The 11,457-nt window shown below is 67.3% G+C and carries 12 protein-coding genes; 1 reads left to right on the forward strand and 11 read right to left on the reverse strand.

Annotated features, from left to right (window positions below):
* Positions 1-186: 186 nt before the first annotated feature.
* Positions 187-879, reverse strand: coding sequence for a ChrR family anti-sigma-E factor (locus AC1DR7_RS03925; RefSeq protein ID WP_478051526.1), 693 nt, complete (start codon positions 877-879; stop codon positions 187-189).
* On the reverse strand, positions 876-1,499 hold the full coding sequence (locus AC1DR7_RS03930; RefSeq protein ID WP_256774408.1) for a sigma-70 family RNA polymerase sigma factor: 624 nt from the start codon (positions 1,497-1,499) through the stop codon (positions 876-878). Before AC1DR7_RS03930 ends, AC1DR7_RS03925 begins: the two co-directional genes overlap by 4 nt.
* 149 nt (positions 1,500-1,648) lie before the next feature.
* On the opposite strand from AC1DR7_RS03930, the gene AC1DR7_RS03935 reads away from it, so the two are divergent.
* Positions 1,649-2,608 (forward strand): cation diffusion facilitator family transporter, encoded by a 960-nt coding sequence (locus tag AC1DR7_RS03935; protein ID WP_256774409.1) that lies wholly within the window; start codon positions 1,649-1,651, stop codon positions 2,606-2,608.
* A 56-nt stretch (positions 2,609-2,664) separates the two neighbouring features.
* Here the strand turns inward: AC1DR7_RS03935 and AC1DR7_RS03940 are convergent, their stop codons facing one another.
* The 9 genes from AC1DR7_RS03940 to AC1DR7_RS03980 form a co-directional block, all read right to left on the reverse strand.
* A complete protein-coding gene (locus AC1DR7_RS03940) occupies positions 2,665-4,611 on the reverse strand; it encodes a hybrid sensor histidine kinase/response regulator (protein WP_256774410.1) in 1,947 nt (648 codons plus the stop codon).
* The gene (locus AC1DR7_RS03945) at positions 4,598-5,458 is read right to left on the reverse strand and encodes a sensor histidine kinase (RefSeq protein WP_457318202.1); all 861 of its coding nucleotides are present in this window, start codon (positions 5,456-5,458) and stop codon (positions 4,598-4,600) included. Before AC1DR7_RS03945 ends, AC1DR7_RS03940 begins: the two co-directional genes overlap by 14 nt.
* On the reverse strand, positions 5,455-6,471 hold the full coding sequence (locus AC1DR7_RS03950; RefSeq protein WP_457318201.1) for an ATP-binding protein: 1,017 nt from the start codon (positions 6,469-6,471) through the stop codon (positions 5,455-5,457). The genes AC1DR7_RS03945 and AC1DR7_RS03950 overlap by 4 nt, the downstream gene beginning before the upstream one ends.
* Positions 6,462-6,863, reverse strand: a complete 402-nt coding sequence (locus tag AC1DR7_RS03955; protein WP_457318200.1) for an anti-sigma regulatory factor — start codon at positions 6,861-6,863, stop codon at positions 6,462-6,464. Before AC1DR7_RS03955 ends, AC1DR7_RS03950 begins: the two co-directional genes overlap by 10 nt.
* Positions 6,860-7,225, reverse strand: coding sequence for an STAS domain-containing protein (locus AC1DR7_RS03960; protein WP_256774414.1), 366 nt, complete (start codon positions 7,223-7,225; stop codon positions 6,860-6,862). The genes AC1DR7_RS03955 and AC1DR7_RS03960 overlap by 4 nt, the downstream gene beginning before the upstream one ends.
* A 1-nt stretch (position 7,226) precedes the next feature.
* On the reverse strand, positions 7,227-8,087 hold the full coding sequence (locus tag AC1DR7_RS03965) for an STAS domain-containing protein (protein ID WP_256774415.1): 861 nt from the start codon (positions 8,085-8,087) through the stop codon (positions 7,227-7,229).
* Between the two features lie 160 nt (positions 8,088-8,247).
* Positions 8,248-9,165, reverse strand: coding sequence for an NAD(P)/FAD-dependent oxidoreductase (locus AC1DR7_RS03970; RefSeq protein ID WP_457318198.1), 918 nt, complete (start codon positions 9,163-9,165; stop codon positions 8,248-8,250).
* Positions 9,162-11,294: a glycogen debranching protein GlgX gene (gene glgX / locus AC1DR7_RS03975; protein ID WP_457318197.1), complete on the reverse strand. Its 2,133-nt coding sequence runs from the start codon at positions 11,292-11,294 to the stop codon at positions 9,162-9,164. Before glgX ends, AC1DR7_RS03970 begins: the two co-directional genes overlap by 4 nt.
* Positions 11,291-11,452 carry a DUF2934 domain-containing protein gene (locus AC1DR7_RS03980; protein ID WP_457318196.1) on the reverse strand — a complete coding sequence of 54 codons (162 nt, stop codon included), beginning with the start codon at positions 11,450-11,452 and terminating at the stop codon, positions 11,291-11,293. The genes glgX and AC1DR7_RS03980 overlap by 4 nt, the downstream gene beginning before the upstream one ends.
* Between the last annotated feature and the right edge of the window lie 5 nt (positions 11,453-11,457).

Below are 11,457 nucleotides of genomic sequence, written 5' to 3' on the forward strand. Positions count from 1 at the left end.
GCACGATTTCCTCCACGCCGTCCGCCACCGCACCKCTGCGGCGGACCAACGCCGTCACGCGCTGGACATCCGCTGCGGCCAGGCAGGCGCGCAGCACGCCTTGCCCGACCAGTCCGCTGGCACCGGTCATCAGAACATCAAGGCGGGAGGTGGCGGGCATCAGGAGATCCTTGGCAAGGCCGAACGCTAGAGTTTCACGAAACGCTGCATGCTGCGCGCCAACCAGCCGCTGAAACGCAGCGGCGCATCCAGCGCCGACACGCAGATGCACGGCGCACCCGGTGCTGTCACCGGCTGATGCTCGACGTCTTCATCCAGGTCGGCCATGTCCCCTGGGCCGAAGATGCCCAATGCGTCGTTGTAGGCGCCGCGCAGGATCTGGGTGAGCTCGCTCTGGCCGTGGCTGTGCATCGGCAGACACTTGCCCGGGGCGATGCGCAGCATGATCAACGACGGCATGTCGGCGGCGCGGATGCAGTGCACGCCGGGCGCGATCCAGCGCCAGCGCACGTCGCGCAGCGAGGGACCGAAGTACGGATGCAGGGAGACCGGGAGCGCATCGGGATGGGCCTGCACGGAACCACGTGGCGGTGCCGACGCGGTCGGCGGCCGCAGATCGCGCACCGGATCGTCCGGCACATCCTCGCTGTCCAGCTGCGCCAGCATCGCCTCGCGCAATGCCGCCTGGCGCGCGCTGGGCGATGCCGGTTGGGTCTGGTCCAGCAAGGCCGCGCCGATGGCCTCGGCGTCACGCAACACGTGCCGGCAATGCGCGCAGCTTTCCAGGTGCGTGCTGGCCACGATGCTGAGCGCGGTCGGCAAGGCGCCGGCGGCGTAGCTCATCAACGTCGATTCATGCAGGTGGTGGCGGGGATTCATGGCGCACTCCCGACGCTGGACTGCAGCTGCAGGAATGCCCGACGCAGGTGGGATTTGACCGTGCCCAGCGGCATCCCCAGCGCCTGGGCGATTTCGCTGTGGCTTTTGGCTTCGAAATGAGACATCCGCACCAGCCGTGCCTGGATGGCCGGCAGCTCGTTGATCCGCTGGCGCAGGCGCGCGTGGTCGGCGAACTGCTCGGCGGAGGTGCGCTCGGGCGGATCATCCAGGGCCGCATTTTCGACCGCCTCCTGGGCCTGCAGCCAGCCCCGCTCGCTGCGGAAGCGGTCGATGTGCAGGTTGCGCGCGATGCGGTACAGCCAGGTGCTGAGCGCGCTGCGCGAGGCGTCGAAGTCGGCCGCGTTCAGCCAGAGCCGCAGCAGGCTTTCCTGCGCCAGTTCCTCGGCGGTGCCGTCCGGGGCGCCACGGCCACGCAGGTAGATGCACAGGCGGGGCATGAAATGGTCGTAGATACGGATGAAGCACTCGCGGTCACGCAGCCGCGCCACGCCCTCCATGTCCTGGGTCCAGTCGGGAAGCACGCCGGTGGGCTGGGCGGAAACGGACACGATACGGGCGGCGTCGAAGGAAAAGGGCGGCGGGTCGGGTTGACGATACATCTGCGGTGGATGACGCCGTGTGTAGGGAGGCATGGGGTGTACGGGCCAGCGGGCCGATTGGATGCAACGCCGCGCCCATTTCCGCCCTGCACGCCGCCGGTACGGGCGCTTGGGGATCATGTAGCTCCCCCATTCAACCCGTCCCCGCCATGGCCAAGCCGTCCGGCTCCCGTCTTGTCATCTATGCCGCGCTTGCCGGCAATCTGTGCATCGCCATCGCCAAGTTCGTCGCCGCCGGGCTGTCGGGCAGCTCGGCGATGCTCAGCGAGGGCGTGCACTCGCTGGTGGATACCATCAACGAGCTGCTGCTGTTGTACGGCCTGCGCCGCTCCGAGCAGAAGCCCGATACCGTGCATCCGTTCGGCTACGGGCGCGAGCTGTACTTCTGGAGCTTCATCGTGGCCCTGCTGGTGTTCGCCGCCGGCGCGGGCGTCTCGGCGTACGAGGGCATCCAGCACATCCGCAACCCCGAGCCGGCCACCAACCACCTGATCAGCTACACGGTGCTGGGTGTCTCCATCGTGTTCGAAGGCACCTCCTGGTGGATCGCCCTGCGCGAGTTCCGCGCCACCAAGGGCACGCTGGGCTACTTCGAAGCCTTCCGGCGCAGCAAGGACCCGACCACGTTCACCGTGCTGCTGGAAGACAGCGCTGCCCTGCTCGGCCTGGGGTTTGCCCTGATCGGCCTGGTGGCCGCGCAGCTGCTGGACATGCCCATCCTCGATGGCGTGGCCTCGCTGTGCATCGCCGGGGTGCTGGCGGTGACTGCCTTCCTTCTGGCGCGCGAAACCAAGGGCCTGCTGGTCGGCGAACCGGCCCATCCCAGCGTGGCCAAGCGCATCCTGGCGGTAGCCAATACCGACCCGGACCTGCGCAACGCCAACGGCGTCACCACCATGCAGATGGGTCCGGACCAGGTGGTGGCGATGCTCAGTGCCGAATTCGAGGACGACCGGACCACCCCGCAGATCGAGGCGTGCATCACCCGGATCGAAAAGGCGGTAAAGCAGGAATACCCGGAGCTGGTGGCGCTGTTCATCAAGCCGCAGACGCCGGAGGTGTTCCGGGCGCGGCGGGCGGAACTGGGCGAACCCAAGCCGAGCCCCTGACCCGTTGCGGCCCGCGGCCCCCTGCAGCGCAGGTGGGCCAGCCCGCGCGGGGCCGCTCAGGCCGGCGCGAACATCTGGCGCACGCTGCGCAGCAGTTCGATCACGCTGAACGGTTTGGGCAGCAGCGACATGCCCGTGCCGAGGAACTCGTTGCGCACCGCCGCGCCCTCGGTATACCCGGTGACGAACAGCACCGGCAGATGCGGCCGCAACACGCGCGCGGCATCGGCCAGCTCGCGCCCGTTCATGCCCGGCAGGCCCACGTCGGAGAGCAGCAGGTCCACCTCGCGGGTCGAATGCAGCTCCAGCAACGCCTGCTGCGCATTGATCGCCTCGACCACCTGGTAACCGGCCTCGACCAGCATTTCGCGCACCATCATCCGCACCGAATCGGTATCGTCCACCAGCAGGATGCGTTCGGCACTGCCACGCGGGACCTGGCTGGGAACAGGTTTCTGTTCGTCGATGCCGACCAGCTCGCCTTCCGGCAGCAGCAGTTCTATCTCGGTACCTTCGCCGCGCTCGCTGGCGATGCGCGCACTGCCGCCGGACTGGCGGGCGAACCCGTAGGTCATCGACAAGCCCAGCCCGGTGCCCTCGCCCTGCGGCTTGGTGGTGAAGAAGGGCTCGAACACCTTGGTCAGCAGTTCCATCGGAATGCCGATGCCGTTGTCCAGGACTTTGACGCTGATGTAATGACCCGGCGCGAGCTCATGATCGCGCTCGATCTCGGTACGGTCGGCGCGGATGCGGATCAGCCCCTGCCCGCCCAGCGCATCGCGCGCGTTGATCACCAGGTTGAGGATCACGTTCTCGAACTGGTTCGGATCGGCCACGGCCACCATCGGCTGCGGCCCCAGTTCCAGGTCCAGCTCGATGTTCTCGCCGATCGAGCGCAGCAGCATGTCTTCCAGCGAACGGATCCGCGCGACCACGTCGAAGGTCTGCGGGTCCAGCGGCTGCTTGCGGGCAAAGGCCAGCATCCGCTGGGTCAGCGCCGCCGCGCGGTGGGCCGAGCCGGTGGCGATCTCGACATACCGCGAGGCCTTGTCCCATTTGCCGCTGGAGACGGCCATCTCGATCATGTCCAGGCCGGAGATGATCGTGGTCAGCAGGTTGTTGAAGTCGTGCGCGATGCCGCCGGTAAGCTGGCCGAGCGAGTCCATCTTCTGCGCCTGCAGCAGCTCGACCTCGGTGCGCTGGCGCTCGGCGATCTGGAAGGCCAGCTCCGACGTCGCGGTTTCCAGCTCCTGGCGCTGCTCGGACTCGCGCGCGTGGTGTTCGGTGGTGTCTTCGATCAGCACCAGGCCCTGGCCCGGTGCATGGTAAGGCGTCACGCGCCATTCGGTGATGCGGGTGTCGGCGCCTGCGCGCAGGGTAAACGTGCCCTGCCAGCGCTCGCCTTCGGCCAGCGCGACTTTCAGGGCAGCCAGGGGCGCGGCCTGTTCGTCCAGAAGCGATTCCAGCGCGCCCGGCTGGGTGGCATCCATGCCGAGCAGGCGCACGAAGGCATCGTTGGCATCATGGGAGCGCAGGGACGCATCCAGCACGGCGATCGGTGCATTGATCTGGCGGAAAATCTCGCCGAACCGCGCCTCGGCCTCGCGCAGCGCTTCTTCGGAACGTCGGGCGCGCAGCAACGTGCGCAGCGTGGCCAGCAGCACGTCCGGGTCCACCGGATGGATCAAGTAGGCATCGGCACCGGCGTTCAGGCCGGTGATCAGGTCACCGGTAGCGATGGACGCGGCCGAAACGTGCACCACCGGCAGCAGCCGCATGCGCGCGTCCTCGCGCAGTTGCCGCACCACGTCAAAGCCACTCATGTCAGGAAGGTTCACATCCAGCACAAGCGCGCCGAAGTCCTGCGCAGCCAGCCTGGCCAGTCCCTCGCCACCGGTACCGGCTTCTTCGACGCGGAACCCATGGTGCTCCAGCACGCGGCGCACCGCGTAGCGGGTGGCGACGTTGTCGTCCACGACGAGGATGCGGTCAGAGTGCGGCATCGGCAGCCTCCGTGGCGAGCGTGAGCGGCAGGATCACATAGAAGTCCGAGCCCTCGCCGACCACACTGTCCACGCCCACATGCCCTCCCAGCAACTCGGCGAAGCGCTTGCACAGCGACAGCCCCAGCCCGGTACCGCGCAGACGCTTCTGCAACGGCGTGTCGACCTGGACGAAGTCCTCGAACAGGGTGGACTGCAGCTCGGCAGGAATGCCGATGCCGGTATCGCGCACGCTGAAGCGGACCGAGTGCTCGCCTTCCAGGCGTGCCGAAACCACCACCTGGCCATTCGGGGTGAACTTCATGGCGTTGGAAATGTAGTTGCGCAGGATCTGCGCCAGCTTTTTGTCATCGGTGTACAGCATCGGCAGCGCGGGCGGATCGTCGAACACCAGGTCGACCTGGTTGCCCTCCACCAGCGGGCGGAACATGCCGCGCAGCGCCGAGAACAGGTCCATCAGATCGAACCACGCCGGGGAAATCGTGATGCGCCCGGCCTCGATCTTGGCCAGGTCCAGCAGGTCATCCACCATCTCGCGCAGCTCACTGGTGGAGGCGCTGATGAAGCGCACCTGGCGGCGCTGCTCGTCGGTGAGCGGGCCGTCCATGCCGTCTTCCAGCAGCCGGGTCATGCTCAGGATCGAACCCAGCGGCGTGCGGAACTCATGGCTCATGTACGACAGGAAGCGGCTCTTCAGCTCGGAGACCTCGCGCAGCTGCTCGGCCTGCTGGTCCAGTTCGGCATACAGCGCCAGCACCCCCTGGTTGGTCTCCTCCAGCTCGGCACGCAGCGCGTCGGCCTCCAGGCGCAACGTCTGCAGCTCGTGCGGGTCAGGGGCGGTAGTCAATGCAGGTCTCCAGGACGCAGGGCCACGATGCCGACGTCGTCGCGGCCACGGTCGAAATCGCGCTGCAATACCGCCACGATCACGCTGGGGTGGCGGTGGAACAGGCCGGGGTAGTCACGCAGGCTCCAACGGGCCTGCAGTCCATCGCTGTGCATGACCAGAAGCGTGCCTGCGGGTGCGTGAAAATGAAAGGGTTGGGCTTTACGGAACTGCACCCCGACGATGCCGGGATGGGAGGCCATGCCACGCGAGGTGGTCGGCTCGCACAGCGTGGCGGAAATGTTGCCGATGCCCGCGAACTGGATGCTGCCGGCCTGCGTGTCGATACTGGCCACCGCCGCCGCGCCACCGCGGGTGCCGGACATGCCGGCATGCAACGCGCCGATCAGGCCGGGCGCATCGAAGCTGGTGGCCTGCGCAGCGGCAGCCACGCCGGCCTGCGCGGCGTCCGCCGCCTGCAGCCCGTGGCCGAGGCCATCGATCATCGTGACCGCCACCGACGGCCCTTGCGCGCGTAGGTGCCAGCCATCGCCACAGGCCACTTCATGACGCATGGCAATGCGCAGCGCACCGTACGGAAGATCAATGGCGGCCGTCGCGCGGCCGGGATAGATCCGCGCCACGATCACCGCGCCCCTGGCATCGGACCAGACATCAAGCAGCGTCGCCTGGCGTGCGATCGCGCCCAGACCGATGCCCTGGGTGCCGCCCGTGGAATAGCCATCGGGCAGGCAGTGGGCCAGTGAAAATCCCGGGCCCGCATCGATCGCGCACAGCTCGACACCGAGGCCGCTGCGCCCGCAGACCAGCGACAGGTGCATGCGCCCGCCCCGCCCGTGCTTGATCACATTGGTGGCCAGTTCGGTGGCCACCAGGGCAACACGGCCCGCATCGGTTTCGTTGAAACCGGCCTGCTCGGCGAGCGCCAGCGCTTCGCGCCGGGCCTGTCCTACCTGCGAGGTTTCTTCGACCGCCACCACCCGCGTCACCTGGCCGGCGAAGTTCAGGTCCATTTGGTGATCGTGATGCGCGTGCCCTCGCCGGGCGCACTCTCCAGCTCGAACTCGTCCACCAGCCGGCGCGAACCGGACAGCCCCAGGCCCATGCCGGACCCGGACGACCAGCCATCGGTCAGCGCCTGCGCCAGGTCGGGAATGCCCGGGCCCTGGTCAGCGAAGACCAAGCGCACGCCCTTGCGCAGCCCACTCTCCAGGATTTCCCAGTCCATCGTGCCACCGCCGCCATAGATCACGGCATTGCGCGCCAGTTCGCTGGCGGCGGTGACCAACTTGGTCTGGTCGATCAGGCGCAGCTTGCAGGCCACGGCCACCTGCCGCGCAGCCTGGCGCGCCAGCACCACGTCCTGCTCAACGCGGATCGGCAGCGTCCCACTGGGCGCGGTCATGGCGCGTCGTCATCGGTGCGCTGCAGCAGTTTCATCCCGCGCTCGACGTTGAGCGCGGTCCGCACCCCGCTGAGGGTCAGGCCCAGCTCGACCAGGGTGATCGCAACGGCCGGCTGCATGCCGACCACGACCGTGGTGGCGTCCATGATCCGCGCGATCGCGGAGATGGTGGAAATCATGCGCCCGATGAAGGAGTCGACGATATCCAGCGCGGAAATATCGATCAGCACGCCGCGCGCCGAGGTGCGGCGGATCTTCTCGCTGAGGTCGTCCTGCAGGGTCAGCGCGAGCTGATCGTGCATGTCCACCTGGATGGTCACCAGCAGCAGGTCGCCCATCTGCAGAATCGGAATACGTTCCATCTCAGCGCTCTGCCCGCACCACCGTCTGCCCGGTGCGCTTGAGCGCCAGGGCGAGTGCATCGGCCAGATTGGCCTTGGTCACGATGCCCTGCAGGTCCAGCCCCAGGTGCACGATGGTCTGGGCAATCTGCGGGCGCACGCCGCTGATGATCGCATCGGCGCCCATCAGGCGGATCGCGGTGACGGTCTTGAGCAGGTGCTGGGCCACCAGCGTGTCCACGGTGGGCACGCCGGTGATGTCGATGATGGCGATTTCCGAGCCGGTATCGACGATCCGCTGCAACAGCGATTCCATCACCACCTGGGTCCGCTGCGAATCCAGCGTGCCGATCATCGGCAGCGCGAGCACGCCTTCCCACAGCTTCACCACCGGGGTGGACAGCTCCAGCATCTCTTCCTGCTGGCGCTGGATCACGTCTTCGCGGGTCTTCTGGAACGCCTGCACGCTGTGCAGGCCGAGCAGATCCAGCAGCTCGGAGATCGCCCAGAGCTGGTCGCCCAGCTGCGCTGCATCGGCGGCATAGCCCTGCTGGACCAGTTCGAACAACGGGCGCTTGAGCGAGAACAGGAAGCTGGCCGTCTCCGTCGAATTGAAGCCCTTCAGCACCCGATCGCGCGAGAGATCTTCCAGGAAGCGGCGGGTGTCCTGCCACTCTCGGGCGCCCACGGTGCCGGCGTTGGCAGTGGAGATGGCCTCCAGGAACAAGCGCCAGAACTCGCGTGCCTGCGTCTCCAGCTCGCGCTGGGACAGCCGGTTGTCCTGCGCCTGACTTCCGGAGGTCAGGTTTTCCATCCATTTGGACAGCAGCTGTTCCTGCTGACTACGGATAAGGTCGATCGTGCGCTGCTGCAAAGCCGCCATGGGGCATTCCTGGAAAGGGGATCAAAAAGTGACGCACTTCACATGAATGCGCGCCAGCACGCGAGCTTAAATCAATTCAGGTTCATGAGGCGATACGTTGCCGCGCGTTCCGTGAAAGATCCGTGCAGATCCCTGACTCGTTCAGAAAATACCGCGTCGTTCAGTCCAGCAAGCCCATCAACGAATGGTGTACGGCCACGCCGGCCAAGGCGCCCTCGCCCACCGCCAGCGCGATATTGCCGGCCATGCGCGCTGCGTCGCCGCAGGCGAACACGCCCGGCACGGTGGTCTGCTTGGCCGAGTCGGCGGTGATGCAGCCAGCGTCCTTGAGCTCGCAGCCGAGCTGCTCGGCCAGGTCGCTGGACAGCGTGGAGCGCGGCGAGACAAACAACGCGTCCATCGGCAGGCGGCGTCCGTCCTCGAGGACGATGGTGGCGGTCTCATCCACGCATCGCACCGGCGTGGATTCGATCACCACCCCGCAATCGTCCAGACGGCGGCGTTGTTCTGCATCGATACGCGTGTCTGCCTCGCTGCAGAACAGGGTCACCTGGCCCCAGTCGCACAGCAGCAGCGCCTGCCCTGCGCCGCCATCGTCGGAACAGCCGATCACCCCGATCCGGCCTTCGTACAGCTCATAGCCGTGGCAGTACGGGCAGTGCAGCACGCTGCGTCCCCAGCGCTCGGCGACCCCGTCGATATCGGGCAGCGCATCGGTCACCCCATAGGCAAGGATCAAACGGTCGGCACTGAATGTCTGACCGCCCTCGCAGGTGATCTTGAACGGCGTATCCGGCTCGGCCGACGCAGCCACCGCCGTTGCGGTCAGCCAGGTCAAGGTCGGATAGGCCATCAGTTCCTGCCGTGCCTGCATCGCGATCTCCGCAGGCGCGATCCCCTCCCGGCCCAGGAATCCATGCGCCACCAGCGCGTTGCGGTTGCGTGGCGTGCCACCATCGATCACCAGCACGTTGCGACGCGCCCGCACCAGTTGCAGCGCGGCGGACATGCCGGCGTAGCTGCCGCCCACCACCACCACGTCGTACTTGCCGGTCTGCGCGGGGGTCATGGCAATCATGGGGTCCTCTCGGGAGCACGCACCCGGCGACTGGTCAGCAGGCCCATGCTCCGCTCGGGCAGCGTGAGCCCGCCCTGCGGGTCCAGCGCCGGGACGGGGCCGTCGGTGCTGGTCAGCAGGACCCGCCAATGCCGCCCGGGCAGCACCGGCACATCGAAGCGCACCTCGCTATGGCCGGCGTTGAAAAGCAACAGCAGGGTTTCATGCTCGGGGCCGGGTTCACCGCCCTGCAGCGCGTTGCCGCCCATCTTGAGCATCAGCACGCGCGCCTCGGGATCGTTCCAGTCCGCTTCGTGCATGACCCCGCCATCGGCGCGCAGCCATTCGATCGCGGTATCGGCCATGTCGTCACGCGCGTCCAGGAAGCGCCCGCGACGCAGCTGCGGATAGCGGCGACGCAGCTTAAGCGCCTTGCGCACGAACGCTGCCTGGCGCACGCCGGGCTCCGAGCCGGCCTGCGCCCAATCCATCCAGGTCAGCGCGTTGTCCTGGCAATAGGCGTTGTTGTTGCCCTGCTGGGTGCGCCCGAACTCGTCGCCGGCCAGCAGCATCGGCGTGCCCTGCGAGAACAGCAGGCTCGCCAGCAGGTTGCGCATCTGCCGCGCACGCAGTGCCAGCACGTCGGGATCCTCGGTCGGGCCTTCGGTACCGTGGTTCCAGGAGATGTTGTGGTCGCTGCCGTCGCGTCCGTCTTCGCCGTTGGCCTCGTTGTGCTTGTCGTTGTAGCTGACCAGATCGCTGAGGGTGAAGCCATCGTGGGCGGTAACGAAATTGATCGACGCCGCCGGGCGTCGACCCTTGTGATTGAACAGGTCGGCCGAGCCCATGATGCGCGTGGCGAACTCGGCCAGTTGGCCGCCATCGCCGCGCCACAGTGCCCGCACGTTGTCACGGAACTTGTCGTTCCATTCGGCCCAGCCCGGCGCGAACTGCCCCAGCTGGTAGCCGCCCGGGCCGATATCCCACGGCTCGGCGATCAGCTTCACCTGGCTCAGCACCGGGTCCTGGCGCACCGCGTCGAGAAAGCTGCCCGACGGGTCGAAGCCGGAGCGCTCGCGGCCGAGAATGGTGGCCAGGTCGAAGCGGAAGCCGTCCACGTGCATGTCCTGCACCCAGTAGCGCAGCGAGTCCATCACCATGCGCAGCGCGCCGGCGTTGGTCAGGTCGAAGGTGTTGCCGGTGCCGGTGTCGTTGATGTAGTAGCGCGGATTGTCGGCCAGCCGGTAGTAGCTGGCGTTGTCGATGCCCTTGAAGGACAGGGTCGGGCCCAGTTCGTTGCCTTCGGCGGTGTGGTTGTAGACCACGTCCAGGATCACTTCCAGCCCGGCGGCGTGAACGCAGGCCACCATCTGCTTGAACTCGGCGATCGCATGGGTTGACAGCAACCGCGGGTCCGGCGCGAAGAAGGCCAGGGTGTTGTAGCCCCAATAGTTGCGCAGGCCGCGCTCCAGCAGGTGCTGGTCGTCCACATGGGCGTGGATGGGCAGCAGTTCCAGCGCGGTGGCGCCGAGCTGTTTCAGGTGGTCCAGCAAACCGTCCTGCTTGAGCGCGGAGAACGTGCCCCGCGCCGATTCGGCCACGTCCGGGTGCAGCATGGTCAGGCCGCGCACGTGCGCTTCGTAGATGACCGTGTCTTCCCACGCCACGCCCGGCGGGCGATCCCGCCCCCAGGTGAAGGCGTCATCGACCACCGCACACTTGGGCATGAACGGAGCGCTGTCGCGTTTGTCGAAGCTCAAGTCCTTGTCGCGGTGCCCGACGGTGTAGCCAAACAGCGCCGGCGCCCACTTGAGCTGGCCCACGATCTGCCGGGCGTACGGATCCAGCAGCAGCTTGTTGGCGTTGAAACGATGGCCCGCTTCGGGTGCGTACGGGCCGTCCACGCGGTAACCATAACGCTGGCCCGGGCGGGCATCGGGCAGGTAGCCGTGCCAGATCTCGTCGGTGTACTCGGGCAGGACGATCCGCTCCACCTCGCGTCCGCGCTCGTTGAACAGGCACAGCTCCACCTTGGTGGCGTGCCGGCTGTAGAGCGAGAAATTGACCCCCAGCCCATCCCAGGTGGCCCCCAGCGGGAAGGGGCGGCCCGCGCGCAGGCGGGAGGTTTGCACCGTCGGCCGACCGTTCATTGGCCACGCTCCTTGCCCGTGGCGGCCTGCAGTTCGGCCTCCAGCAGGCGCTCGGCCATCACCCAATGGCGCAGGTGCTGGTCGTTCGGGCGGCCCTCGGCCTCCCAGATCTGGCGCGCCAGTTCTTCAATGCGTTCGCGTCGTTCTTGCTCTTCCATGGGTC

This window comes from Stenotrophomonas sp. P5_A9 (genome assembly GCF_056400525.1).